Origin of the sequence: Rhodococcus sp. T9N, from assembly GCF_024436645.1 — a bacterium.
Classification (GTDB): domain Bacteria; phylum Actinomycetota; class Actinomycetes; order Mycobacteriales; family Mycobacteriaceae; genus Rhodococcus_F; species Rhodococcus_F qingshengii.
On sequence record NZ_JAMSKS010000013.1, the window covers coordinates 1 to 24767 of the forward strand.

The 24767-nt window shown below is 64.0% G+C and carries 24 protein-coding genes and 1 riboswitch; of the genes, 6 read left to right on the forward strand and 18 right to left on the reverse strand.

Annotated features, from left to right (window positions below; genetic code table 11):
• Window positions 1-193: 193 nt before the first annotated feature.
• The 3 genes from M1L53_RS20410 to thiO all read right to left on the reverse strand — a co-directional run bounded on the left by M1L53_RS20410 (window position 194) and on the right by thiO (window position 2230).
• Window positions 194-946 (reverse strand): thiazole synthase, encoded by a 753-nt coding sequence (locus M1L53_RS20410; protein WP_007726857.1) that lies wholly within the window; start codon window positions 944-946, stop codon window positions 194-196.
• Complete coding sequence (gene thiS, locus M1L53_RS20415) at window positions 939-1154, reverse strand: sulfur carrier protein ThiS (RefSeq protein WP_003944402.1); 216 nt, start codon at window positions 1152-1154, stop codon at window positions 939-941. Before thiS ends, M1L53_RS20410 begins: the two co-directional genes overlap by 8 nt.
• Window positions 1151-2230 carry a glycine oxidase ThiO gene (thiO, locus tag M1L53_RS20420; RefSeq protein WP_003944311.1) on the reverse strand — a complete coding sequence of 360 codons (1080 nt, stop codon included), beginning with the start codon at window positions 2228-2230 and terminating at the stop codon, window positions 1151-1153. The genes thiS and thiO overlap by 4 nt, the downstream gene beginning before the upstream one ends.
• Window positions 2230-2376, reverse strand: a riboswitch (TPP riboswitch). It overlaps the preceding gene by 1 nt.
• A 26-nt stretch (window positions 2377-2402) precedes the next feature.
• On the opposite strand from thiO, the gene thiE reads away from it, so the two are divergent.
• A complete protein-coding gene (gene thiE, locus M1L53_RS20425; protein ID WP_003944422.1) occupies window positions 2403-3098 on the forward strand; it encodes a thiamine phosphate synthase in 696 nt (231 codons plus the stop codon).
• Window positions 3099-3346: 248 nt separating this feature from the next.
• Window positions 3347-3478, forward strand: a complete 132-nt coding sequence (locus M1L53_RS20430) for a hypothetical protein (RefSeq protein ID WP_003944354.1) — start codon at window positions 3347-3349, stop codon at window positions 3476-3478.
• Between the two features lie 92 nt (window positions 3479-3570).
• On the opposite strand, the gene M1L53_RS20435 is transcribed toward M1L53_RS20430, so the two are convergent.
• Window positions 3571-4170 (reverse strand): NUDIX hydrolase, encoded by a 600-nt coding sequence (locus M1L53_RS20435; RefSeq protein WP_042925897.1) that lies wholly within the window; start codon window positions 4168-4170, stop codon window positions 3571-3573.
• A 156-nt stretch (window positions 4171-4326) separates the two neighbouring features.
• Here M1L53_RS20435 and M1L53_RS20440 point away from each other — a divergent pair, with 156 nt between their 5' ends.
• The 3 genes from M1L53_RS20440 to M1L53_RS20450 are packed head-to-tail and all read left to right on the forward strand — an operon-like array spanning window position 4327 to window position 9057.
• The gene (locus M1L53_RS20440; protein ID WP_042452116.1) at window positions 4327-5688 is read left to right on the forward strand and encodes a hypothetical protein; all 1362 of its coding nucleotides are present in this window, start codon (window positions 4327-4329) and stop codon (window positions 5686-5688) included.
• Window positions 5689-5702: 14 nt separating this feature from the next.
• Window positions 5703-6689: a glutamate ABC transporter substrate-binding protein gene (locus M1L53_RS20445; protein WP_003944406.1), complete on the forward strand. Its 987-nt coding sequence runs from the start codon at window positions 5703-5705 to the stop codon at window positions 6687-6689.
• A 7-nt stretch (window positions 6690-6696) separates the two neighbouring features.
• Window positions 6697-9057: a serine/threonine-protein kinase gene (locus M1L53_RS20450; protein ID WP_054186926.1), complete on the forward strand. Its 2361-nt coding sequence runs from the start codon at window positions 6697-6699 to the stop codon at window positions 9055-9057.
• Window positions 9058-9090: 33 nt separating this feature from the next.
• On the opposite strand, the gene M1L53_RS20455 is transcribed toward M1L53_RS20450, so the two are convergent.
• The 6 genes from M1L53_RS20455 to M1L53_RS20480 all read right to left on the reverse strand — a co-directional run bounded on the left by M1L53_RS20455 (window position 9091) and on the right by M1L53_RS20480 (window position 15193).
• Entirely contained in the window at window positions 9091-10290 is a 1200-nt protein-coding gene (locus tag M1L53_RS20455) for an acetate kinase (RefSeq protein ID WP_054186925.1), read from the reverse strand.
• Window positions 10287-12371: a phosphate acetyltransferase gene (gene pta, locus M1L53_RS20460; protein WP_042452123.1), complete on the reverse strand. Its 2085-nt coding sequence runs from the start codon at window positions 12369-12371 to the stop codon at window positions 10287-10289. The genes M1L53_RS20455 and pta overlap by 4 nt, the downstream gene beginning before the upstream one ends.
• Window positions 12372-12517: 146 nt before the next feature.
• On the reverse strand, window positions 12518-13531 hold the full coding sequence (gene fgd / locus M1L53_RS20465) for a glucose-6-phosphate dehydrogenase (coenzyme-F420) (protein ID WP_054186924.1): 1014 nt from the start codon (window positions 13529-13531) through the stop codon (window positions 12518-12520).
• 95 nt (window positions 13532-13626) lie between these two features.
• On the reverse strand, window positions 13627-13974 hold the full coding sequence (locus M1L53_RS20470) for a YidH family protein (protein ID WP_003944317.1): 348 nt from the start codon (window positions 13972-13974) through the stop codon (window positions 13627-13629).
• A complete protein-coding gene (locus M1L53_RS20475; protein WP_003944375.1) occupies window positions 13971-14444 on the reverse strand; it encodes an RDD family protein in 474 nt (157 codons plus the stop codon). Before M1L53_RS20475 ends, M1L53_RS20470 begins: the two co-directional genes overlap by 4 nt.
• Window positions 14444-15193 (reverse strand): hypothetical protein, encoded by a 750-nt coding sequence (locus M1L53_RS20480; protein ID WP_042452124.1) that lies wholly within the window; start codon window positions 15191-15193, stop codon window positions 14444-14446. The genes M1L53_RS20475 and M1L53_RS20480 overlap by 1 nt, the downstream gene beginning before the upstream one ends.
• Window positions 15194-15308: 115 nt before the next feature.
• Between M1L53_RS20480 and M1L53_RS20485 the strand changes: the two genes are divergently transcribed.
• Window positions 15309-16250 carry an alpha/beta hydrolase family protein gene (locus M1L53_RS20485; RefSeq protein ID WP_003944347.1) on the forward strand — a complete coding sequence of 314 codons (942 nt, stop codon included), beginning with the start codon at window positions 15309-15311 and terminating at the stop codon, window positions 16248-16250.
• A 30-nt stretch (window positions 16251-16280) separates the two neighbouring features.
• Here M1L53_RS20485 and M1L53_RS20490 read toward each other — a convergent pair whose 3' ends face one another.
• From M1L53_RS20490 to M1L53_RS20525, 8 genes are read right to left on the reverse strand one after another with little or no spacing between them, the layout of a single operon-like run.
• Window positions 16281-16778: a nucleoside deaminase gene (locus tag M1L53_RS20490; protein ID WP_076948810.1), complete on the reverse strand. Its 498-nt coding sequence runs from the start codon at window positions 16776-16778 to the stop codon at window positions 16281-16283.
• A 28-nt stretch (window positions 16779-16806) separates the two neighbouring features.
• Entirely contained in the window at window positions 16807-17949 is a 1143-nt protein-coding gene (locus tag M1L53_RS20495) for an LLM class flavin-dependent oxidoreductase (protein WP_054186923.1), read from the reverse strand.
• A complete protein-coding gene (locus M1L53_RS20500; RefSeq protein WP_054186922.1) occupies window positions 17946-18770 on the reverse strand; it encodes a DUF1684 domain-containing protein in 825 nt (274 codons plus the stop codon). Before M1L53_RS20500 ends, M1L53_RS20495 begins: the two co-directional genes overlap by 4 nt.
• Window positions 18767-20137 carry an NtaA/DmoA family FMN-dependent monooxygenase gene (locus M1L53_RS20505; RefSeq protein ID WP_054186921.1) on the reverse strand — a complete coding sequence of 457 codons (1371 nt, stop codon included), beginning with the start codon at window positions 20135-20137 and terminating at the stop codon, window positions 18767-18769. Before M1L53_RS20505 ends, M1L53_RS20500 begins: the two co-directional genes overlap by 4 nt.
• 24 nt (window positions 20138-20161) lie before the next feature.
• Window positions 20162-21280, reverse strand: coding sequence for an LLM class flavin-dependent oxidoreductase (locus tag M1L53_RS20510; protein ID WP_054186920.1), 1119 nt, complete (start codon window positions 21278-21280; stop codon window positions 20162-20164).
• On the reverse strand, window positions 21267-22889 hold the full coding sequence (locus tag M1L53_RS20515) for an ABC transporter ATP-binding protein (protein WP_007726839.1): 1623 nt from the start codon (window positions 22887-22889) through the stop codon (window positions 21267-21269). The genes M1L53_RS20510 and M1L53_RS20515 overlap by 14 nt, the downstream gene beginning before the upstream one ends.
• Complete coding sequence (locus M1L53_RS20520; protein ID WP_047269463.1) at window positions 22886-23776, reverse strand: ABC transporter permease; 891 nt, start codon at window positions 23774-23776, stop codon at window positions 22886-22888. The genes M1L53_RS20515 and M1L53_RS20520 overlap by 4 nt, the downstream gene beginning before the upstream one ends.
• Entirely contained in the window at window positions 23769-24767 is a 999-nt protein-coding gene (locus tag M1L53_RS20525) for an ABC transporter permease (protein ID WP_261949265.1), read from the reverse strand. The genes M1L53_RS20520 and M1L53_RS20525 overlap by 8 nt, the downstream gene beginning before the upstream one ends.

Here is a 24767-nt window from a genome sequence, read left to right on the forward strand (position 1 = left end):
ACGACAAATCGTCCACCGCTTTCGTCGGTCCGTAAACCTTGGTCAATCCCCTCAGTTCAATCATGAGGAGAACTTTGCCCTACCGGCAATGACCAGCACATCGGCCACAGGTCTAGTTCCGAGTGGTACTCAGGTAGGACACGAAGCCGGACAATCTGGGCATAACCCTGAGAAAACACCCGGAAATGGTCCGTCAGGACGATGCTTGGGCCCAGAACCGCTTGGGAATCCGGCCGGCGTGACGCGCTTCGAAACCTGCTACCACTGCGTGCCGCATCGCCGACGCCATCAACGCGGGATTCTTGGCCCGCGTCACCGCTGTCGCAAGTAGGACGGCGTCGCAGCCCAACTCCATGGCAAGGGTGGCGTCGCTGGCCGTTCCGATTCCGGCGTCGAGGATGACGGGCACGCCGGCGCGCTCGACGATCATCTCGATATTGTGCGGATTCGCGATACCCAGCCCTGTCCCGATGGGTGAACCGAGCGGCATGACTGCCGCGCAGCCGACCTCTTCGAGGCGAAGCGCCAGCACCGGATCGTCCGTCGTGTACGGCAGGACGGTGAATCCGTCGTCCACCAATTGTTCTGCGGCGGAGACGAGTTCGATTGCGTCGGGCAGCAGAGTCCGCTCGTCGGCGATGACTTCGAGTTTGACCCAGTTCGTCTCGAGCGCTTCGCGTGCCAACTGCGCCGTCAGGACCGCTTCGGCGGCGCCCCGACACCCGGCGGTGTTCGGCAACGGTTCGATTCCGAGGCGACGAAGCAGGTCCAGAACGCCGGTGCCGCCTGCCGCGTCGACTCGCCGCATCGCGACGGTGGTCAGTTCGGTACCGGAGGCGACAAGCGCTTCCTCGAGCACCGCAAGGTTGGCGGCGCCGCCTGTCCCCGTGATGAGCCGGGAACCGAAACTGCGGCCCGCGATAGTGAGAAGGTCCTGCTCAGCCACCCTGCACCGCCGTGAGGATCTCGATTTCCCAACCACGTCCGACGGATTCGTCCCAACGCCCGCGAGGAAAGAGCGCACCGTCGACGGCGACGGCGATGCCTTTGCTCGGCAACTCGAGGTGCGTCAGAAGTTCGGTCACCGTGACTGCTCGATCGAACTCGAGATCTTCGCCGTTGACGGTGATCCCGATCGGGACCTGCTCACTCATGAATTTTCCTTAGCTACTGCGAACCGCTCGGGTTCGGTTCCTTTTACCTCGACCAAAGATGTGCCGTTCAGCAACGCGACCGTCGCATCGGCGGTGACGGGCGTCAGCAGGACCCCGTTGCGGCCGTGCCCGGTGGAGACGACAACACGATCGGACACGCGCCCGATCAACGGCAGGTTGTCCGGCGTCATGGGACGCAGACCTGCCGCGCACTCGTACAGTTCGTATTCGCCGATCGCCGGCATCAGTGCCTCGGCGTCGTTGATCAGGTCCCGTACTCCGGCCATCGTGACCTGTGTGTCCTCACCAGACTCGTATTGTGTTGCGCCGACGACGATTCCGTCACCGCGCGGGACGAGGTAGGCGGGCCGCCCGTGGACGCTTCCGCGGATGGTGCGGCTGGGCGCCGGGGTGACTCCAGGCCTACTGCGCAAGCGAAGGATTTCGCCCTTGACCGGGCGTACCGGTAGCCCGGGCCACAGCTTGGGTGACGCGATACCGGCGGTGAGCACTATCTGATCGGTATCGAGTTCGGCGAGGTCGTCGACGGCCCGCGCGATCAATTCGACGCCGGATTCCGCACAGGCCTTCTGCAACGCCGCCAGCAGAAGTCTGTTGTCGACGGCGGACTCACCAACAGCCATCAACCCCGACCGGATGCCCCGGCCCAGCATCGGTTCGAGTTCACGGATGCGCGCGCGACCGAGAACTTCGAGTTCGTGCCCCTGCGAGCTCACCCACTCGGCGATGGTCTGCAGGTCCTGCGCGTCGGCAGCGTCGAGTGCAACCGTCAGCGAGCTGTCCGCGGTGAAGACCGATTGCCCGAATTTTCCGAGCTCCTCACCGAACGTCGGCCACCGTTCCAGGGACGCTGCACCGATTGTCAACGCGGTTTCTTCACCCGGCCAGCCTTCGGAAAGCGGGGCAAGCATTCCGCCCGCCACCCACGAAGCACCTGATCCAATGGACGGGTCGTACAACCGAACGGCCCACCCGTCGCGGGCTGCTCGCCACGCGATAGCGAGACCGATGACACCGCCGCCGACAACCGACACCGTACGAGCGTGTGTACTCACGAAACTCCACCTCCACTTCCTGCGCCGGCATGATCCGGGTCAGGTCTGACGGTCGGGATCTGGTCGCGATCCCCTCTCAGCCCTACGAACCTCGCAGTCACGACAAAAAGTGACGACGACGTTTCAGGACTCCCGTGTCGAACCTTGCTCCCTAGAGGCTACCGTTTGCTCCGTGCACCCCACACATCCCAGTAACGACATCGACCGGCGCGAGCGCCTGGCAGCAGCACGGCTGTACCTGTGCACCGACGCGCGCCGCGAGAAAGGCGACCTCGCGCAGTTCGCCGAGGCAGCATTGTCCGGCGGAGTCGACATCATCCAATTGCGTGACAAAGGCTCTGCCGGTGAGCGCGAGTTCGGCCCGCTCGAGGCCAAGGACGAACTGGTGGCGCTGGGCATTCTCGCGACCGCAGCGCGACGCCACGGCGCATTGTTGGCCGTCAACGATCGCGCGGATCTCGCGATGGCTTCCGGCGCCGACATCCTCCACCTCGGCCAGAACGACATTCCCGTCCCCTACGCGCGAACCGTTGTCGGTGAAGACGTAGTCATCGGCCGTTCGACGAGCAGTCGCGCGCAGGCGAGTCTGGCCGCCATCGAAGAGGGCGTCGACTACTTCTGTACCGGGCCGGTCTGGGCGACACCGACCAAACCGAATCGAAGTGCGTCCGGTTTGGAACTGGTTCGATCGACCGCCGACGCCGCACCGCCGCGGCCCTGGTTCGCGATCGGCGGCATCGACGAGGAACGTCTGCCAGAGCTGCTCGACGCCGGCGCCACGCGCATCGTCGTCGTGCGTGCAATCACGCAAGCATCGGATCCCCAGGCGGCCGCGCAACGCCTCGCCGCAGCCGTCGCTGGGCGCTGAAAGCCGGTAACTGGCGTTCGTCAAGTGTTTGCCGGGCGATTTCCGCACAGTTACGGGTCAGCACGCCTGACTCGAATTATGAACGGAAGTTGTCCGATCAGACAACAAACTCCCAGTTCCTAGGTGCGATTGGATGTCCGAAAAGTCGGATTAAGTGATCTTACTCACAGTTGCTTCGATTGCGTGTCACATCCCATTCGGTTTGTTGTAGTTTACCTCCAGTTACTAACTGAACCTAGGAGCACTAAATGGGATCCCTCGACACCGGCTCGCTCAGCACCGAATCGCTCGAAGACCTGAACCTCGGCAAGATCAGCGAGCTGCTCAAGCTCGGTATCACCGCGGTCAGCTTCATCACGGCGCTGAACTCGCTCAGCTGAGCCTCGTTTCGGTCGACGACCGAAACACCGAAGGGCCGGACTCCCGCGGAGTCCGGCCCTTCTGCTGTGTATGAACTGTGAAGACTCGAGTGCTACGACTGCGTACTCGACGCCTCGGACAGGTTCTGGTCACTGCCTGACTGCTCACTGCCTTGGTGGGAACTACCCGACAACCATCCGAATCCGCCGTCCTCGAGCACGACGGTGTGCGGATCGCCGTCCACGGCCACAACAGGCTCGGTCCGGAGGTCGGGCCATGAGGAACCGAAGCCCGGATGCAGCGGCAGTGAGTCGACGTCGGCTTCGCGTACCCACCGCAACTCGGTGCTCTCACCATTGGCAACCGTCGACAGTGGATGCGCCGCGTCAGCCACGACGGTGGTGTAAGTCCACCCGCTCTCGGCGCGCATCGTCACTACTTCCCCGCGGACACGGACGGCGTCCTCGGCGATACCTGCTTCTTCGTGTGCTTCCCGGACGGCAGCGTGCGTCGTGCTCTCGTGTGAGTCCCGCGCACCGCCGGGCAGTGCCCACGTTCCGCCCTGATGGCTCCACGCCGCACGATGCTGCAGCAAGACCATGGGTGATCCGTCCGAATCGGGGGCACGCAGAAGCAGTCCTGCGGCTCCGTGTTTACCCCAATGCCGAGTACCGTCCGATCCGATGGACCAACCGTCACCGTCACCACGCATCGACTACCTCGCTCCGCCTGCTCTCGCCGTTGTCCCACACTAACCGTTTCAATCTGCTCCAGGTGTAGGTGATGCTTATATGCTCGCGAAGATGCCCTGAATCATTTCTCGGCGGCATCATTTCTCGGTCCCGCCTACAGCGAAGTGAGGTGCTCGATGGTCGACCGTGTCGTCCCGTCCATCGAACCCCGGTCGCTGCCGCCCTCCGAGGCCACATCAGTGTCGGCGGAGGACGAGCAGGCACTTCTGCGGCGCGAACTGCAGGCCTTCATGTCCTCGACGCCTGGCCGGTTGACCGTCGTCGGACTGATCCTGATCGCGATCACTTTGATCGCCGGACTCCTCGCCACCGCAGCGATCGAGAACCGCCAGGCGAACCTCGACCTCCTCCTCGTCGAAACCGAGCCTCTCGCCAACTCGGCCCAGAATCTCTACAGTGCGTTGTCCTTGGCAGACGCCGCCGCGGCCACCGCCTTCATCTCCGGCGGCCTCGAACCCGCCGAAGTCCGCGACCGATACACGCAGTCGATCGGTGAGGCCTCTGCGGAGATCGTCCAGGCGTCGGCCGGTCTCGACTCGACCGATCTTGCCGGTCACAGCGCGTTGACCACCATCTCGACCGACCTCTCCGTCTACACCGGGCTGGTCGAAACTGCACGGGCGAACAATCGCGTCGGAAACCCGGTCGGGGCAGCATATTTGAGCGAGGCCTCGCAGTTGATGCAGACCTCGCTGCTGCCGATGGCCCAGCAACTGCACGCCTCGCAGGAGACGCTGGTCTCCCAAGTACAGCGCGATTTCGAGACTCCACCGTGGTGGCCGATCGTGGCGTTCGTCTTCGTGCTGTGCGCGCTGGTGGCGACACAGATGTACTTCTCCCGCAAGAGTCGCCGACGCTTCAATCTCGGGTTGATCCTTGCCTCGCTCGCGGTCGCTGCAGCTCTGCTGTGGCTGCTCACGGTCGGACTGGTCTCCGCACTGGCCACCGGGCGCGCGCTCGACGCCGGGGCCGAGCCACTGCACGAACTGACCGAGGCACGAATCATGGCGCAGCAAGCACGCACCGTGGAAACCCTCACGCTGGCGAGGCGGGATTCGACCGCCGAGGACAACGTGACGTTCACCCGCAAGGTCGATGCTCTGCGGGACATCCTCGAGGGCCTGCAAAGCGACGAACGCGCCCGAGTGAACAGCGAAGTGCTGACCGCCGCACTCGACTCGCGCCAGCAGTGGGTGGCTGCGCACACGCGCATGTACGACCGTCTCGGAAACGGCGACTTCACGTCCGCCGCAGCCATCACCATCGGCGCCGGAGAACAGGATTCGGCCGCGGAGTACGGAAAGCTCGATCACGAACTCTGGCAGGGAATCGTGGATTCGCGCACGAATCTTCGGTCCGACGTCTCGTACGCCTCCCGGGTGTTGGCTGCCTCTGCACCGGGCATGTCTGTATTGGCAGTTCTCGGAGTTGCCGGAATCTTCATCGGATTCTGGCCTCGACTGCGGGAGTATCAGTGACGGGAGTACCGGTGATGCGGAGGAAGAGCCCGGCCGTATGTGTCGCGGTTCTGGCAGCGGCCATGCTGGTGCTCGCCGGTTGCGGTGCGGATCGAGCCGAAGACTTGGACAACGCAGGCGCCACGTCGTACACGGAACCGCCGCTGCCTGCCGAGGCCACCATCGCTCCCAGCCCGACACCGACGACTACCGCGTCGTGCACCAACCTCACCGCGAGCCTGCGGCCCACCCCCGCAGACGCATCTCCGCAGCCACCCACGCCGAGCCTCGACGCCATCCGCGCCCGCGGGCGGCTGATCGTGGGCCTGGACACCGGTTCCAACCTCATGAGCTTTCGCGATCCGGCCACCGGGCGCCTCGAGGGTTTCGACGTGGACATCGCCCGCGAAATCGCCCGAGATCTGCTCGGTGACCCGGAGAAGATCGAGTACCGAATCCTGACGTCGGACGATCGGATCGCCGCACTCCAGGAATCGATGGTCGACGTGGTCGTCAAGACCATGACCATCACGTGCGAGCGGCGCGAGAAGGTCGACTTCTCGACGCAGTACTTCTCCGCTGAACAACGAATTCAGGTCTTGCAGGGGTCATCCGTCCGCGGCATCGACGACCTCGCAGGCAAGCGGGTCTGCGCTGCCCGGGGAACGACCTCGGCGACTCGAATCCAGCAACTCCAACCCGAAGCCACCGTCGTCACCGTCCCGATGTGGTCCGACTGCCTCGTCGTCCTCCAGCAGGGGCAGGTGGACGCGATCAGCACCGACGACACGATCCTCGCGGGCCTCGCCTCGCAAGACCCGTATCTGATGATGGTCGGTGGCTCACTGGGCGTCGAACCGTACGGAATCGGAGTGAACAAGGACAACCCCGACTTGGTCCGATTCGTCAACGGAACACTGGATCGGATCCGGAGCGACGGGACCTGGAACCGTATCTACGACCGCTGGCTCAGCGTCCTCGGTCCTTCGCCCGGTCCCCCGCCGGCCGTCTACCGGGATTGAGGCTGACATGACCGAAGAAACCGGCCCCGAGCCCGACGCCACGCAGGCTTCCATGCGTCCCGAACCCGAAGCCACCGGCGCCTACGAGCGGCCCGAGCCCGAAGCCACCGGCGCCTACGAGCGGCCCGAGCCCGAAGCCACGGGCGCCTACGAGCGTCTCGAACCGACCTCGGCCCAGATACGAGCAACCACGCCGTCCGCGTCCTCCTCCCCTACCGGCCGCTCCACTCGATCCCGCCGCAGCCGGTCGGGGCGAAAGCTGCGCCTCGGCGGCGGCCTGGTCGAGGTTCCCCCCGTCCCGCAGATCGACCCCGCATCTGCGGTGATGAGTGACCCGACCGTCCCCGAGCGGAAACGCTTCTGTTGGAAATGCAACGAACCAGTCGGTCGTAAGAGCGCAAGCACCAAGGCAACTCAGCACGGCACCTGCCCCAAGTGCGGTTCCACTTTCGACTTCCGCCCACTTCTCGAAGAGGGCGAATTGGTGTCCGGTCAGTACGAGGTTCAAGGGCCCATCGCGCACGGCGGCCTGGGATGGATCTACCTCGCGATCGATCGCAATGTCAGCGACAGGTGGGTAGTTCTCAAGGGGCTCTTGCATTTCGGTGATTCCGAAGCGCAAGCCGTTGCGGTGGCCGAGCGTCAGTTCCTCGCCGAGGTCGCCAACCCCAGCATCGTCAAGATCTTCAACTTCGTCGAGCATCCGCGCCCGGACGGCACACCCATGGGGTACATCGTCATGGAGTACGTGGGTGGGCGATCATTGCGCGAGGTGCTGGCCGAATTCCCGGACGGCAAGCACATGCCGATCGAGCAGGCAATCGGCTATGTACTGGAAATCCTTCCGGCGCTGAGCTATCTGCATTCCACCGGCCTGGCCTACAACGACCTCAAACCCGAGAACGTGATGGTCACCGAGGATCAGTTGAAGCTGATCGATCTCGGCGCCGTGTCCGGAATCGAAGACTACGGGTACCTGTACGGTACCGCCGGCTATCAAGCACCCGAGATCATCGAGACCGGTCCGACCATCGCCTCCGACATCTTCACCGTCGGAAGAACACTCGCGGTTCTCACCCTCGACATGCCTTCGAAGCACGGACGGTACCTCGACGGCCTTCCCGAACCCGAGGACGAGCCACTACTGCGCGACCACGAGTTCTTTCACCGTCTCCTGCTACGCGCTACCGACCCGGATCCGAAGAAGCGATTCCAGTCCGCCGAGGAAATCGCGGGACAACTCACCGGCGTTCTGCGAGAAATCCTCGCCGAGCAGACCGGGCAGGAGAATCCCGGACTCTCGCTCGTGTTCAGCAGGCAGCGAACGTCTTTCGGCACCGATGAATTGGTCGGGCAAACCGATGTGTACGTCGACGGTATCAGCCACGACGCCGCTCTCGATCCGCGCGAAGTTGCGCACGCACTTCCCATTCCGTTGGTCGACCCCACCGATCCCAGCGCGCCGTTGCTGGCAGCGGCGGTGCACAGCGAACCGTCTCAGACTCTCGATGCTCTCAAGCATGCCCGCGAGAACGGAATCGACCGAACGTCGGGCACACCCGCGGCCGCCGTCTCGGGCGAAGTTCGACTGGCCGAGGCCAAGGCTCATCTCGATCTCGGTGATCCGGAAACCGCACTGACAGTTCTGGGCGAACTCCAGCAGAACATCGGGGACCACTGGAAGATCGAGTGGTATCGAGGACTTGCGGCGTTACAACTGGACCGATTCGAGCCCGCTTTCAGTCACTTCGAGACAGTTCTCACCGCACTGCCCGGCGAGGCTGCACCCAAGCTGGCGTTGGCAGCGACGGCAGAACTGATTCTCCAGCACTGGGAGAGCGACGACCCGGACCAATGGTGCCGCTTCTCCGAGAAGTACTACCGCACCGTCTGGCGGACCGAACGGAACTACGTCAGCGCAGCATTCGGGCTCGCCCGACAACTCGCCGATCACGGCAACAAGAAGGCAGCCATCGCCGCCCTCGACGAAGTACCCACGTCTTCCCGGCACTACAACGTCGCACGGATGTCCAGCGCTCTGACGATGCTGTCCGGCGTTCCGATCGCCGAACTCGACGAATCGACTCTGCGGGAAGCCGCCCGTCGTGTTCGGGCGCTGCCTGCTGAAGAGAGCCGAAGCCTGCAGATGCGAACCCTGGTGTTGGGCACGGCACTCGATTGGATTCGCTACGGCAATCGCTCGCACACCGAACTCGAACCCATCCTCGACCTGCCCTTCACCGAGCAAGGTCTGCGCACCGGAGCCGAAGCCTGCCTTCGAGCCCTCGCTCGCGCCACGACCTCCCGCACGCACCGCTACGCCCTCGTGGACCGGGCGAATGCGGTGCGTCCGCGCAGCAATTTCTGACGGACGCCCCGAGGTTTACAGTGCTGCAGAAACCTACAGTGCGGCCACCAAAGCCTTCGCCGCGCGGGCGATCGCCAACTCCTCGTTGGTGGGGACCACCAGCACCTCGACGGCCGACGAGGATGCGGAGATACGACGCTCGTCGCGATTCTTCGCCTCGTTGAGAGCCGGATCGACCTCGATACCGAGACGGGAAAGCCCGGCCAGGCTGTCGCGTCGCACGTCGATGTTGTTCTCCCCGACGCCACCGGTGAAGGTGATGACGTCGACGCCACCGAGTTGAACGATGAAGGCACCGATGTACTTACGGAGCATGTGTACGTAAACGTCGTACGCAAGTTGTGCGTCTTGGTCGCCGCCCTCGATCAGTGCGAGCAGGGCACGGAAATCGTTGACTCCCGACAGTCCCTTCAAACCGGAGCGCCGGTTGAGGAGGTCGTCGATCTCGTCGACCTTCATTCCCGAGTTGCGGTTGAGGTGCAAGATGATGCCTGGATCGATGTCGCCGCTGCGGGTGCCCATGACAAGACCCTCGAGCGGGGTGAGGCCCATCGTGGTGTCGATGGCCTTGCCGCCCTTGATTGCCGAGGCCGAAGCGCCGTTTCCGAGGTGCAGGACTATCTGATTCAGCTCGGCCGGATCCTTGCCGAGGAACTCCGCGACCCGTCCAGACACGTATTCGTGTGAGGTCCCGTGGAAGCCGTACCGGCGAATCTGGTTGGCCTTGGCCACATCCCGATCGATCGCATAGGTGGACGCCGCCGCGGGCAGTGTGTGAAAGAAGGCGGTGTCGAACACTGCGACGTGCGGAACGTCTGGCAGTTCTTCGCGCGCCACCTCGATACCGATCACGTTGGCCGGATTGTGCAGCGGCGCAAGGTTCGACAAATCCGCGATGGCTTTCACGACGCCGTCGTCGATGAGAGTCGGCGAATAGAAGATGTCACCACCGTGCACGACTCGGTGACCGACTGCGATGATTCCGGCCTCACTCAGCGGCCGCCCGACCTCGGCGACGATGTCGAGCACCATCTTCAGACCTGCGCGGTGATCGGCGATCGGAAGGCTCCGGTCTTCGACTCCGGTGCGGTGGTTGTAGACGATGTGGCCGTCGGGCTCACCGATGCGCTCGATGAGACCGTGCGCCACCGATTCCGCCGTATCCGGATGCACGAGTTGAAATTTGATGGATGACGAGCCGGAATTGATGACCAGTACGGTGCCGTCGCTCACGCTTGCGCTCCCTGTGCCTGTATTGCCGTGATAGCCACGGTGTTGACGATGTCCTGGACCAACGCTCCACGCGAGAGGTCGTTGACCGGCTTGTTCAGTCCCTGCAGAACCGGCCCGACGGCGATAGCACCGGCGCTACGCTGCACTGCCTTGTACGTGTTGTTGCCGGTGTTCAGGTCCGGGAACACGAACACCGTTGCTTTGCCCGCCACCAGCGAATCCGGCATCTTCTTGTCGGCGACACTCTGCTCGACGGCGGCGTCGTACTGAATGGGCCCTTCCACCAACAGATCCGGTCGACGCTCGCGCACCAAAGCGGTCGCGGTGCGAACCTTGTCGACGTCGGCTCCGCTGCCCGAATCGCCGGTGGAGTACGAGAGCATCGCGATGCGCGGATCGATCCCGAACTGCGACGCCGTCTGTGCGGACGAGATCGCGATGTCCGCCAACTGCTCCGACGTCGGGTCCGGAACCACGGCGCAGTCACCGTAGGAGAGAACGCGGTCGGCCAGGCACATCAGGAAGATGCTCGAGACCGTCGAGACACCGGGGGCGGTCTTGATGATCTCGAACGAGGGTCGAATCGTGTGAGCGGTGGTGTGGGCGGCACCGGAGACCATGCCGTCGGCAATTCCCAAGTGCACCATCATCGTTCCGAAGTACGAGATGTCGGCGATCACCTCGCGGGCCCGCTCGATGGTCATGCCCTTGTGAGCACGCAGCGCGGTGTATTCCTGTGCGAAGCGCTCGGTGTACTCGGACTGCGCGGGTGCGAGTACCTGCGCGCCGCTGATGTCGACGCCGAGTTCCGCTGCGCGTCGACGCACACTGGGTTCGTCACCGAGGATCGTCAGGTCGGCAACCTGGCGCTGCAGCAGCCGGCCGGCCGCGCGCAGGATCCGGTCGTCGTCACCCTCAGGCAGGACGATGTGCTTGCGATCGCGTCGAGCACGATCGATCAGCTTGTACTCGAACATCTGTGGGGTCACGACGGACGGGATCGGCAGTGCCAGTCGGTCCATCAGGACGTCGGCGTCGACGCGCTGTTCCATCAAGCTCAACGCGGTGTCGACCTTGCGCTGCGAACCGACTGCCACGCGTCCGCGGGTTTGGGCTGCGGCGCTTGCGGTGTCGAAGGTACCGAGGGTTGTCGTCAGGATCGGAAGACGCTGTTTGAGGCCGGCCATCAACGCCGCGATGGCCGGGTGCGGCGTGATCCCGCCATTCATGATGATGCCCGCGAGCGACGGAAATCCCTCCGCCTCATGCGCATTGAGCAACGCGAGCAGTACGTCCGAGCGATCGCCCGGTGCGATGACGACCATGCCCTCGACCAGACGCTCGAGGATGTGCTCGGCGGTCATGCCGCCCACCATCACCTTGAGCGCTTCGCGGTGCAGCAGTTCCGGGTCACCCGAATACAACTCGCCGCCGGTGGCCTCCATCAACTCGGCCATCGTGGGTGAGACGAGCAACGGAATCTCCGGCAGGCTCCACGTCGGAACACCGATGTCGGACAGCGCTGCGGTGACCTCGTCGAGCTTGTCGGGATCGCAACGATTGGCGACGACCGCGAGCAGATGAGCGTGGTTGGCGGCCAACTCGGCGGCGCATAGATGCGCGAGCTGGGCGACCTCCTCGACACTGCGCCGAGCGCCGCGTACCGCCAGCAGAACCGGCGCGCCGAGGTTCACGGCGATGCGGGCGTTGAAGCTCAGCTCGCTCGGGCTTGCTACGTCGGTGTAGTCACTTCCGATGATGACGACGGCGTCGCACTGCTCGGCCACGGTGTGGTACTTCGCGACGATGTCGGCCAGCGCGGCTTCAGGATCGGCGTGAACCTGCTCGTAGGTGACGCCGAGTGCGTCGGCGTAGGAGAGATCGGCGGTGGTGTGCTCGAGCAGCAGTTCGAGGATGTAGTCGGTTTCCTCGGTAGAGCGGGCGATCGGGCGGAAGACACCGACCCGGGCGACGGTCGCGCACAGCATCTGTAGCACGCCAAGCGCGATGGTGGATTTTCCGGTATCACCTTCAGGAGAGGCGACGTAGACACTCGACACGGCAGCGGGCGCTTCTGGCATGCCCAACAGCCTAGTGTGGGCCGCCGCCCACCTTGCCACTGATCGTGGTCACGCTCACGCTCGTGCCGACAACCGGCGGCTACGAGAAAGACGAACGGTGCCTGCCACACGTCGAGTGGCAGACACCGTTCAGTTGATCTCGAGGATCAGCCCAGAGCACGCAAGCGAGGCGCGAGGTCACGCTCGAACAGTTCGAGGAACCGGCGCTGATCATGGCCCGGTGCGTGGAACACCAGGTGATTGAGACCGGCATCGACGTAGGCCTTGACCTGCTCGACGGCGTCGTCCGGATCGGAAGCGACGATCCAGCGCTTGGCCACCTGCTCGATGGGCAGAGCGTCGGCAGCGGCTTCCATTTCGATCGGATCCTCGATGCTGTGCTTCTGCTCCGGCGTCAGGGACAGCGGAGCCCAGAAGCGGGTGTTCTCGAGTGCAGCCTCCGGATCGGTGTCGTAGCTGATCTTGATCTCGATCATCTTGTCGATGTCGGCGACGTCGCGCTCGGCCTTGGCTGCGCCCTCGGTAACGGCTGGAAGCAGCTTCTCGGTGTAGAGCTCCATGCCCTTTCCGGAGGTGCAGATGAAGCCGTCACCGGCACGTCCCGCGTACCGGGCGACAACGGGTCCGCCGGCCGCGATGTACACGGGAATGCCACCCTCGGGAACGTCGTAGATCGACGCGCCACGAGTGGTGAAGTACTCGCCTTCGAAGTCGACACGATCGCCCAGCCACAGCTCACGCATCAACCGCACGGACTCACGCAGCCGCGCGAAGCGTTCCTTGAACTCGGGCCACTCGCCCTGGAAGCCGGTGGCGATCTCGTTGAGAGCCTCACCGCTGCCGACGCCGAGCATGATGCGTCCCGGGTAGAGACATCCCATCGTCGCGAACGCCTGAGCGATGACTGCCGGGTTGTAGCGGAACGTCGGCGTCATCACGGACGTGCCGATCTGCACGCGCTCGGTGCGCTCACCGACGGCGGTCATCCAGGCGAGCGAGAACGGTGCGTGGCCACCGTTGTGGCGCCACGGCTGGAAATGATCGCTCACCGCAACGGAATCCATGCCGTGCTGCTCTGCCAGAACTGCCAGCTCTACCAGTTCGCGAGGGCCGAATTGCTCAGCCGATGCCTTGTATCCGAGCTTGAGTTCCTGCGCCACCGTGCACTCCCTTGTCGTCTGTTTCGTTTACTTCTCTGACATGCTTCACGTTCTTTGCAGACTATCCAGACACCGCTGGGACTTCTCTGCGTATCTCAGCGAGCGAGGCTGGTGACCACCGTTGCCACGCCGGCTGCGACGGCAACCCCGGCCAGTGCCAGTGCAAACAGCCACAATGCGTGCGGTTCCGGCATCGCCGCTCCGTCCTCGAGCGCCTTCTTCACCTGTAGCCAGCGTCGCATACCTACCAGTGCGGCTGCCGCCGCGAGTGCGATAAGGGTCAGACCGAGAGTCGTGCGAACCCACCCGGTACTCCATTCCGGTACCAACTGGACGACGGCGATGCCTCCGGCCAGCAGGGCGAGTGAGCTACGCATCCAGGCGAGGAAGGTGCGCTCGCTGGCAAGGGTGAAGCGCTCGTCCGGGCGGTTCGGTTCACTCATGCGTGCTCACCTCCGTGCGGTGCCACCAGATCCGGGTCCTGACGCCAGTCGTAGACGACCTCGGTGCGCAGAACGATGTCCTGCAACGAACGTCGTCGTCGATCGACCGCCGACCACAGCAATCCGAAGGCGAAGAGCACGCAGAGCACCGCACGGATGAAGGCCAACGGCCAGCGCACGAGGCGATGCCCGGACGTGATCACCCGCAGCCCCATCACGAGGGACCCGACGGTCCGACCGGTGGTCGCCCAGCAGGCGGTCAGATACGCCACCGAGACACCGAGAAATGCCGTCGTGGACAGGAAGATTCCCGGTTCCGAGAAAGTGAAACTCTGTGGCGAGAAGAGCAGTCGGACGAAGGCGAAGCCCACGTACACGGAACCCATCAGGAGCAGGACGACGCCCAGATCGATCAGTCCGGCGAGTCCACGGGTGACGATGCCGGCTGGGCCGGAACTCTCCTGGGCCACTAGCGTTCGCCTGCGTTCGTCTTCGGATCGGTCTCTGTCGACGGTTTTTCTGGTGACGGTTTATCTGATGACGGTTTATCTGATGACGGTGCGTTGTCGCGGCCGAAGAGTCGCCCGACGAAGCCGGCGACAGCGTCGTCCGCCTGCATGCCCTGCACTCGAGCTCCGTGCACGGCTTCCGTGGAGAGTGAACCGGTCGATTCACGAATCATCTGGGGCAGGTCGACGCCCTCGATGACCTGGTCGGCGATCTTGACGAGGTCGATGCGGTTGACCTGGCGTTCGAGGTCGACCGTGTCGACTATCCCGTCGAGATCGAGGCGATCGATCACCGCTTTGACGTCGAGGCGGCTTGCGATCTCGTCCACGTCGACCCGGTCGATGATCGGTTCGAGCGAGACCCGTTCGGCAATCTTGTCCACGTCGATGTTCTCGGCGATCTTGTCGATGTCCACGTGGTCGACGACGATCTTGGTGATGTCGACTTCGGACAGAGCAGCGTCGACGACAGCTTTGATCACCGTCCGCAAGGTCGAGTCGGCGAACTCCACGGTCGAGTGCATCGCTTCCGTGCCGCGAGTGGTGACCTGGGTGATCGCGCCGTCGAGTGCGTCACCGACGACAGGGATCCGCTGCACGGAATCAAGTGCGAGACCAGCGGTTCTGCGCGCCGCACCAGCCGTGATCGCGGCCAGCCCGAAGGCCAGCCGAATCACGTCGGATTCGGGGTGGTGCGACTGCGATCCCACGCAATTGTCTCCATCTTCTTATACGACTGTTACCCGGACATTCGTCACTCCTCTTCGCATTGTGCCACTGTTGGAAGGCACAAATACGCTGTCCGGCTTGCGCCTGGGGGGAAATATGAAGACACGTCGTTTCACGGTTCGGCTGACGATGGCGGTGGCCATGGCCGCCGGCTTTCTCGGCCTCAGCGCGCCGACCGCGAGCGCGGATTCCGTGGTCAGTCGCATCGACGTCTACTCCCCCTCGATGGACCGCTGGATCGCCAACGACGTGATTTCGCCGGCCGGAGGAGGCCCGGCCCCGACCTTCTATCTGTTGACCGGTGTCGGCGGCGGCGAGGACGGGATCTCGTGGTTCAACAACACCGGAGTTCGTGACTTCTTCGACGACAAACACGTCAACGTGGTCATGCCGGTCGGCGGCAAGTTCAGCATGTACACCGACTGGAACGCCGACGATCCGGTGCTGGGCCGTAACAAGTGGCAGACGTACCTCACCAAGGAACTACCGGCGGCGGTCAACGCTCGGTACAACACGACCGGTGTCAACGCACTCGGCGGTGTGTCGATGGCCGGCGGACCGGTTCTGGACCTCGCGATCCAGTCGCCGGGCACCTACCGCGCAGTCGGCTCGTACAGCGGCTGTCCGCGCGCCGGCGACCCGCTCGGCCAGGCAGCGGTGCGCTCGATGGTCGAGATACTCGGCGGCGGCAACGCGGCCAACATGTGGGGGCCGTGGGGTAGCCCGCAGTGGGCGGCGCACGACCCGTTGATCAACGCCGAGAAACTGCGTGGCACAGCGCTGTTCATCTCGACCGGCAACGGCCTCCCCGGCCCGGTGGACGGAATCAACTCGCTGGCTATGGCCGCCGGCGTCGTTCCCGGCGCGGTCCTCGAAGGCATCACCAACATGTGCACCGCTGCCCTGCAGGGGCGATTCGGTCAGCTCGGCATTCCCGCGACGTTCAGCTTCCGACCCGAAGGCACCCACACCTGGGGGCTCTTCGAAGCCGACATGCGCGCGTCGTGGCCGATGATCGCGGGCGCTATCGGGGCGTGAGCCTCACGGCCCTCCTTACAAGCCATGGCGTCAGGTGAGACTGCGCGCCCAGTCCCGCATCCCGGCGGGGCCAGTGCCGGTGGCGTATTCAGCGAACAGATTTCGCGCTTCGTCACGGCGGATGCCGCCGAGGACTTCACGCGGCTTACAGAAAAACGGAAGTTCCACAGGCGGCGCCCACAGCTGCACGAGTTCCGCCGCACCGTCGTTCGGGGATTCGAGAGCGAACCACACCCGGGTCACACCGAGCGTGATCGCGGCACCCATACACATGAGACATGGTTCGAGATTGACCGCCAATGTCAATTCACCGGACGCTCGAGTGAATCCGAGAGCCTCGTCGGCCTGCAAGAGCGCTTGAAGGTCCGCATGGACTACCCGTCGGCCGAGTGCCCGTTCTTGCGTATACGCCCGCCCGAGCACACGGTCGTCGTCGAACACGACTGCGCCGATCGGCATTTCCCCGAGCTCCATGCCCTCACGCGCTACGTCAAGAGCAACCGCAAGGGCATCTCGAGGTGAAAACATCACTCGACACTAATGGACCAAGGCAAACTCACGCTGCCAGTAGTGCGGGTAGTCCCCATTCCTTGGCAAGCAGCTCGTACGAGCGCAGACGATCCTCGTGCCGATGGGTCACCCCGGTGATTACCAATTCGTCCGCTCCGGTGAGCTTCTGCAAACTGTCGAGCCTGTCGGCGACGGTAGACGGTGAACCGACGAACTGCGTGATCAGCCGATCCTCCACCACTGCTTCGTCGGCGTCGGAAAGTGGGAGCGCTGTCGCGGGATCGGGGTACGGGATGGCGCCGTGCCCGCTGCGAATGCTGTGCGTCCAGTGCCCGAACGTAGACGCCAACTCTCTCGCCGTCGCATCGTCTTCCGCAGCAACAACATCCGCGGAGACGACGACATACGGCTCCGACAGAACTGCCGACGGTCGGAATGCTACACGGTATGCCTCGACGGCATCGAGCGTACTCGAGGGCGCCACATGGTAATTCGCACCGAACGGCAATCCGAGTCGTCCGGCGAGCTCGGCACTCGGGCCCGCACTGCTTCCGAACACCCACAGTTCGACGTCGGCATTCTCGCCGGGACTGGCGTGCAATTCGATGCCGTCGCGGGTTCTGTAGGTACCGTTCAGGAGCGAGCGTATGTCGTCGACCTGCTGCTCGAAATCGGGCGCCTGCGCGCCCGGAAACGCCAATGCCTCGAACGACGCCTGCAATCGCGGTGACGTGAGAAGACCGGTTGGATCGAAGGGCGCCGGGATCACGACGCCGTCGCGTACGACGTTCTCTCGCTTCGATTCTGCCGGCGCAGGCGTTCCGGCAGCGACCGCGCGAAGTGCCTCCACCCGACGCTGTCCGCTGCGCCCGATGCCGAGATCGATACGACCCGGATACAACGCTTCGACGGTACCGAAGGCCTCGACCACCTGAGCCGCCGTGTTGTTGCCCAGCAGCACGGCGGCCGAGCCGACGCGAATGGTGTTGGTGGCGGCCGCGATCAGCCCGACAAGCACTGCTGGCGACGAAGAGGCAACACCGACGAAGTGGTGTTCGGCGACCCAGTAACGCTTGTATCCCCACGCTTCGGCAGAACGAGCGAGGTCCAGCGAGTTCCGCAAAGCCTGGCGGGCCGTTCCGCCCTCACTGATCGGCGAGAGGTCGAGTACGGACAGCGGCGCGCTCACCTCGGTCCGCTTTCGGAGCGGGTGTCCGGTGTCTTCTCGCCGGCTTCCACCGCGAACGCCAGGCGGTTCTCGGCGGGGGCCACCGGGCACGTCGCGTAATCGGTGAACGCGCAGGGCAGGTTCGACGCCCGATTGAAATCGAGGACTACCGCGCCACCGGGTTCAGGTGCGCTCACGTGCAGCGAGCGGGCGGCCGGGTAGGTGGACACACCACTGGTCGCGTCGGTGAACAGGATGTGAAAGCCGTTGTCCCTGCCCGCGAACGCAATCAGCGTATGCGTTGCACCGTCGTGTTCGAAGCTGATGGTTCCTCGGGCGTCGTGATGATGCTCGAGGCGCTCGACGACCGCGCCCGTCGTCACCGTGCGAGCCTCCTCGAAAGCTGTGAAGACACCCTCGATGCGCCACTGCGGGTTCGGCTCGAAGGTCGGGATACCACTGAATTGCGCCAATGCCGGGGCCGACGAATCGTGGATCCGCAGAGCCACCTCGCCAGTGCGGCGGATGACCTCGACCAACCGCGCGCCCTGCTTGACGATCAGTCCCGGCGCCCCCTCGATCGGATTCAGAGTGGCCGCACCGTCCACTGCGACGCCGTCGATCGACAAGTCGTCTGCGGGCGTCGCGGTGACGACAACGGCATTCGCGTCGGCGCGCCATGCACCGGGCAGGTCGGCGAAGGTGGAATCGGTGTCCACCAGCCAATGCAACGCAGTCAGGCTCAGCCAGCCGAGGGGTTCGCCGAAGGTGGCGTCGCGCGAGGCGTGCCAGGCATTCCAATCGCCGGTGAAGGTGCTGGTGGAAGTGTCGGTAACGGTCATGATGCGCGGACTCCTTCAGCCTGCTCGTGCGGGTGGCGCAGCCCGAGATGGCTGCGCAGGGTGGTTCCTGAGTACTCGGTCCGGAAACTGCCGCGGTCCTGAAGTTCCGGTACGACGGTGTCGATGAACTCGTCGAGGCCCGCGGGGGTGATGTGGGGAACGAGGATGAATCCGTCGCTCGCGTCGCCCTGGACGTAGGTGTCGATCTCGGCAGCCACCTCCGCTGCACTACCCACGAACTGTTGGCGGGCAGTCACTTCGATGATGAGTTCACGGATGCTGAGGTTTTCGGCCTCGGCCTTGGCACGCCACTGATCTGCGACCGCTCGCGGATCCTTGACGTGGCGGACGCGTCCGCGAGTGATGTTGACGTCGTCCGACGGATCTTCCTTCGGCAACGGGCCGTCGGCGTCGTACTGCGAAAGGTCTCTGCCCCAAACCTGTTCGAGAAAAGCGATGGCAGTCTGGGGTCCGACCTGCTGCCGCCGGATGTGATATGCCTTCTCCTGTGCGTCCGCGGCGTTGTCACCGAGGACGAAGGTGGCGGCGGGGAGAATCTTGAGGTCTGCGTGCGTGCGTCCGTACTTGGCCAGGCGTCCCTTCACGTCGGCGTAGAAGGCCTTGCCTGCTTCGAGGGTTCCGTGTCCGGTGAAGATGGCGTCAGCCTTGGCGGCGCCGAACTCGCGTCCTTCGTCGGAGTCACCTGCCTGCAACAGAACTGGGTGCCCTTGTGGACTCCGAGGAACTTCGAAGCGCCCGGTGATGTCGAACTGCCTGCCGGAGTGTTGGAACTGGCCGACCTGTTGGTCGGTGACAAAAATACCGCGCTCACGGTCGACGATCGGACGATCGATGCTCCAGCTGTCCCACAGCGTCCGTACTGCGTCGACCAACTCGTTTGCGCGTGCATACCGCTCGGAATGCTCCAGATACCCACCGCGGCGGAAGTTCTCACCGGTGAATGCGTCCGAGGAGGTGACCAGGTTCCAGGCGGCGCGGCCGTCGGAGAGATGATCGAGCGTCGAGAACTGCTTGGCCAACTCGTACGGTTCGTTGAACGTGGTGTTGATCGTCCCGGCCAGGCCGAGATGCGTTGTCACACCGGCAACCGCATTGAGAATGCTGAAGGTGTCCGGGCGACCGACTACGTCGAGGTCGTGAATTTTGCCCTGATGCTCGCGTAGGCGCAAACCCTCTGCGAGGAAGAAGAAGTCGAACAATCCGCGTTCGGCACTGCGGGCGAGATGCTCGAACGAGCTGAACTCGATCTGGCTCTTGGACGCCGGATCGGTCCACACCGTGGTGTTGTTCACGCCGGGGAAGTGAGCGCCCAGATGAACTTGCTTGCGAATCCTGTTCTGTGTCATCGGTGTTCCTGTTCTCTGCTCGCGCTACGCGAACTGATTGACGGGCAACTCGAAACCCAACCGCTCGCGCAGCGTCGGGCCGGTAGTCGGTCGCGGATTGAGATTCGGCACCACGTCCGCCGCGATCTTCTCCACTGCGGCAGCCAAAGCCAAGGGACGCAGGACAACACCGTCGACCCCGGCCAGCCCACCGATCTCGCGAAGGAGGACAGTCAGGCCGGCACTGTCACCGCGATAGAACAGCGAGTGCGGGGCGTACGGCGCTCCCGCCCATTCCTCGAGTTCGGCCAGAGCGTCGTCGGCGGCACCGCGATCAGCGCCGAGAAGCACGTCGACGTCGAGGAGAACCCTGACGCTGCGCCCGAGGGCGGCGGCACTCGCGTGGACCAGCTTGGCCGTAGTTTTGGCCTCGGCGAGATCGGTTGCCGAGATCCGAATCAGATCTCCGCGCGCAACCGCGAGTTCGCGTGCCTCCGGCCTGCTCGCGTCGACGGCGATCAGCGGCTGCCCCTGCGGGGAGCGCGGCGTGATGGACGGCCCTTTGACGGAAAAGTTCTTTCCCTCGAAGTCGATGTAGTGCAGCTTGTCTCGATCGATGAATCGTCCGCTCGCAGCGTCCCGTATCTCGGCGTCGTCCTCCCAGCTGTCCCACAGCCGACTGACCACCTCGACAGCCTCGGACGCTTCCTCCCACGCGGACTCGGGGCCCTGCACTGCCTTTCGGCCGAACAACGACGCCTGCTCAGCGGTGTCGGACACCGCGACCTGCCAGCCGGCCCGCCCCGCTGACGAGTAGTCGATACTCGCGACGGCCTTGGAGATGTGGAACGGCTCGGTGTGCGTGACTGTCGCAGTGGGGATCAGGCCGATACGCGAGGTCACAGCACTCAGCCGCGCCGCAGTTGCAACCGCCTCCAATCTGCCCCGCACTGCGTGCTGGCCCTCGGATTGCAGTCCGAACGAGTCAGGGAGGAACGCCAGATCCACCCCACCCCGATCCGCGGTGGCCACCAGGTCCACCCAGTACGACGGTGTGAACAGATCTTCGGCGCGTGAGTCCTCGCGTCGCCAGGAGTACGGATGAGCTCCGGTGCCCTCGAATTCGAGACCGACCAGGAATGCTCCGGAACTACGCTCGGACATGTTCGGCCTTTCGTGTCGAATGATCCCGCCCGGGGATCGCGTCGAGAAGTGTGCGTGTGTACTCGTTTCGGGGATTGTCGAAAATCTCGGTGGTAGTACCGATTTCGAGCAATCGCCCGGCCTGCATGACGCCGACGACGTCGCTGATCTGGCGAACAACCGCAAGATCGTGGGAGATGAAGAGATAGGTCAGGCCCAGTTCGCGCTGCAACTCGTCGAGTAGCGCCAGAATCTGCGCTTGCACCGAGACGTCGAGAGCGGACACAGGTTCGTCGAGAACGAGCAGGTCCGGCTTCAAAGCGAGCGCACGAGCGATCGCCACCCGTTGACGCTGGCCGCCCGAGAGTTCGGCCGGTTTGCGGCTCAGAAACTGCTCGGGAAGTGCAACCTGATCGAGCAACTCTGCCGCACGAGTCTGCTGCTGGCTGCGTCCACCAACCTTGAAGGCCCGCAGCGGCTCCGCAACGATGTCCTGGACGGACAATTTCGGGTCTAGTGATGCATAGGGGTTCTGGTACACGAGCTGGATCTTTCGGCGCAGCTCGCGCAGATCGCTGCCCTTGACCTTCGTGATGTCGTGTCCGTCGAAGGAGATGGTGCCGGCATCCGCCTGCTCCAACCGCACGGCGATGCGCGCCGTGGTCGACTTGCCGGAGCCCGACTCCCCCACCAGCGACACCGTCTGACCCCTCGGAACAGTCAGCGACACTTCGTTCACCGCGGTGATCGAACTCCCGCGTCCGACGTTGAAGTGCTTGGTGATTCCCGTCAGGGTCAGCAGCGGGCTGGTGTCCTGGCGGACCGGGCGAACGACTGGTCCCGAGGACAGGCTCGGCGCAGAGCTCAGAAGTTTCTTCGTGTACTCGTCTCGCGGGTTGTCCAGAATATCTGCGGTGCGGCCGGATTCGACGATCCTGCCGCCCTGCATCACCAGGATCCGGTCCGCGCGGTCTGCGGCCACACCCAGGTCGTGCGTGATCAGGAGCACGGCGGCACCGGATTCGGCGATTCGCTCGTCCAAGTGGTCGAGGATGCGTCGTTGAACCGTGACGTCCAGAGCACTGGTCGGCTCGTCGGCGATGACGAGGGCCGGGTTCGCGACAAGCGCGATACCGATCAGAACTCGTTGCCGCATACCGCCGGAGAGCTCGTGTGGGTACTGGCGTGCTCGGATTTCCGGCCGGTCGATACCCGCACGCTCGAGCACCTCGACGGCGTCCAACCGGGCTTTGCGGCGGTCTGCGAGGCCATGGATCCGCAGGACTTCTGCAACCTGGTCGCCGATCCGGGTCACCGGGTTGAGCGAGGTCGTCGGATCCTGCGGCACCAAACCGATACGCGCGCCGCGGATTCGCTGCCACGCACGGTCGGAATACGAGTCGATCTGTTCACCCTCGAACTCGACGGTCCCGCCGGTGACGTGGCCACTGCCGGCGAGCAGACCCAATATCGCGTGGGCCGTGGTCGACTTACCGGAACCCGATTCCCCGACCACCGCAACTACTTCGCCCCGACCGACGGTGAAGCTCACACCGGATACCGCGGGCTCGGCGCCGTAGGCGATCTGTAAGTCGGTGACGGAAAGCAGCTGTTCTTCGGTCGTGCTCATCGCCGGTTGTTCCTTTCGATCTCGTGGCCGATACGGTGTGCCGAGATGACCACGGCGACAATCGCGAGACCGGGAAGTGTTGTCATCCACCAGGCATTGGCGAGGAAGTTACGCCCCTCGGATACCAGCGATCCCCATTCCGGGGTAGGCGGTACCGCGCCGAATCCCAAGAAGCTCAGTGCCGACACTGCAAGAACTGCCTGCCCGAACTCGACTGCGGACAGCGCGACCACGGGCGCGTACGAGTTGGGAAGCACGTGCCGACGCAGGACACCGAGCCACCGCACACCCGAACCGAACGCGGCCTCGACGTACTGAGCGCCGCGCACCCGCATCACTTCGGCACGCATCACTCGCGCAAAGTTCGCGACCATGCTGACGCCGACCGCGATGGCGACGTTGATGGTGCCGAAGCCGAGTGCGGTCACCAGTGCCAACGAGAGCAGCAGCGCCGGAATGGACAGCAGCACGTCGACGATACGCATCAGCACGGCGTCGACGACGCCACCGACAAAGCCCGCGAGCAAACCGATTATCGATCCCGCCACCAATGCGATTCCGACCGCCACCAAGGTTGCGGTCAGGGACAGCGCGGCGCCGTGCACGAACCGTGTGTACAGGTCACGTCCGAGATTGTCGGTTCCGAACCAGTGAGCCAGGCTCGGGCCCTGCAGTTTGTCCGCCGGGACACCGGACAACGGATCGCCGCTGGCAAAGAATCCGGGTGCGACGGCAAAGCCGATGGCAAGCAACACGATCAACACCGGAATCACCAAGCCGGGCTTTCGGATCCAGCCGATGGCCGTGGACTTTCGGCGCGAAACAACAGGTGCCTTCGCCTCGACGCTCGGATCGAGGAGTAGGGGTTCGATCAATGTGTCAGACATGAGCCGGCTCCAGATCGGTCGAGCTTTCGGTATTCGACTTTTCGGTGTGACTCTTCTTCGTCTGGATGATCCGTGGATCTATCAAGGGGTAGAAGAGGTCGACCGCGAGGTTGACGAGCACGAACACGAGAGAGGCGAACACAACGACTCCCTGCACCACCGGGATGTCCTGCGCCATCACCGACGTCTGTGTCAGACGGCCGACGCCCGCGCGGGAGAACACCGTTTCCACAACCACCGAGCCCGCCAGCAGCGTGCCGACCAGCACACCGGCAATGGTGAATGCCGGAATGCTCGCCAGTCGCAACGCGTGACGGGTCTGCACGCGCCAACGGCTTGCGCCCTTGGCGTACGCAGTCTCCACGTGCGGCGAACGTAGCGTCGACTGCAGGCTGGTCGTGAGCACCTGCGCGATCACCGCGCCGGTCGGGATCGCCAAGGTGATCACCGGAAGAATCACCGTTGCGAATCCCTTGTCTCCGAATGCCGGGAAGATGTGCAGACGGAACGAGAAGAGTTGCAGAAGAATCAGGCCCACCCAGAAAGTGGGCACTGCCACACCCAGCGGCGGCAGCGAGAACAACAGGTTCGCGAGCCACCGCCTGCGGGTGTAGGTAGCGAAGAACGCGATCGCCACTCCGAACAACACGGCCAGAACCAAAGCGGTGGTTGCCAAGACCAGAGTGCTCGGCAGCGCCGAGAAGATGGCATCCGTCACCGACTGACCGGTGGAGATGGACGTTCCGAAATCGCCGCGAAGAGCATTCGTCAGCGATGTCCAGTACTGCACCCACACCGACTGGTCCAAGCCGTACCGTGCCCGAAGCTGATCGAGCGCAGCCTGATCCACTGCAACACCCTGACCGGACGAGTCGGCAGCCATGCTGACGGGATCACTGGGCAGGAGGAACAGAATCACGAACGAGATGGTGAAGGCGGCCCACAGAACCACTGCGGCCTGGCCCAGTCGGGTGAGTACGTATCGAGTCAT

Bases quoted from the DNA above. Each gene is read 5' to 3' on its own strand.
- thiS (WP_003944402.1), bottom strand. From the start codon at position 1,154: ATGAGTGAGCAGGTCCCGATCGGGATCACCGTCAACGGCGAAGATCTC.
- M1L53_RS20430 (WP_003944354.1), top strand. From the start codon at position 3,347: ATGGGATCCCTCGACACCGGCTCGCTCAGCACCGAATCGCTCGAAGAC.
- M1L53_RS20435 (WP_042925897.1), bottom strand. From the start codon at position 4,170: ATGCGTGGTGACGGTGACGGTTGGTCCATCGGATCGGACGGTACTCGG.
- M1L53_RS20440 (WP_042452116.1), top strand. From the start codon at position 4,327: ATGGTCGACCGTGTCGTCCCGTCCATCGAACCCCGGTCGCTGCCGCCC.
- M1L53_RS20445 (WP_003944406.1), top strand. From the start codon at position 5,703: ATGCGGAGGAAGAGCCCGGCCGTATGTGTCGCGGTTCTGGCAGCGGCC.
- M1L53_RS20450 (WP_054186926.1), top strand. From the start codon at position 6,697: ATGACCGAAGAAACCGGCCCCGAGCCCGACGCCACGCAGGCTTCCATG.
- pta (WP_042452123.1), bottom strand. From the start codon at position 12,371: ATGCCAGAAGCGCCCGCTGCCGTGTCGAGTGTCTACGTCGCCTCTCCT.
- M1L53_RS20470 (WP_003944317.1), bottom strand. From the start codon at position 13,974: ATGAGTGAACCGAACCGCCCGGACGAGCGCTTCACCCTTGCCAGCGAG.
- M1L53_RS20485 (WP_003944347.1), top strand. From the start codon at position 15,309: ATGAAGACACGTCGTTTCACGGTTCGGCTGACGATGGCGGTGGCCATG.
- M1L53_RS20490 (WP_076948810.1), bottom strand. From the start codon at position 16,778: ATGTTTTCACCTCGAGATGCCCTTGCGGTTGCTCTTGACGTAGCGCGT.
- M1L53_RS20500 (WP_054186922.1), bottom strand. From the start codon at position 18,770: ATGACCGTTACCGACACTTCCACCAGCACCTTCACCGGCGATTGGAAT.
- M1L53_RS20505 (WP_054186921.1), bottom strand. From the start codon at position 20,137: ATGACACAGAACAGGATTCGCAAGCAAGTTCATCTGGGCGCTCACTTC.
- M1L53_RS20510 (WP_054186920.1), bottom strand. From the start codon at position 21,280: ATGTCCGAGCGTAGTTCCGGAGCATTCCTGGTCGGTCTCGAATTCGAG.
- M1L53_RS20515 (WP_007726839.1), bottom strand. From the start codon at position 22,889: ATGAGCACGACCGAAGAACAGCTGCTTTCCGTCACCGACTTACAGATC.
- M1L53_RS20520 (WP_047269463.1), bottom strand. From the start codon at position 23,776: ATGTCTGACACATTGATCGAACCCCTACTCCTCGATCCGAGCGTCGAG.
- M1L53_RS20525 (WP_261949265.1), bottom strand. From the start codon at position 24,767: ATGACTCGATACGTACTCACCCGACTGGGCCAGGCCGCAGTGGTTCTG.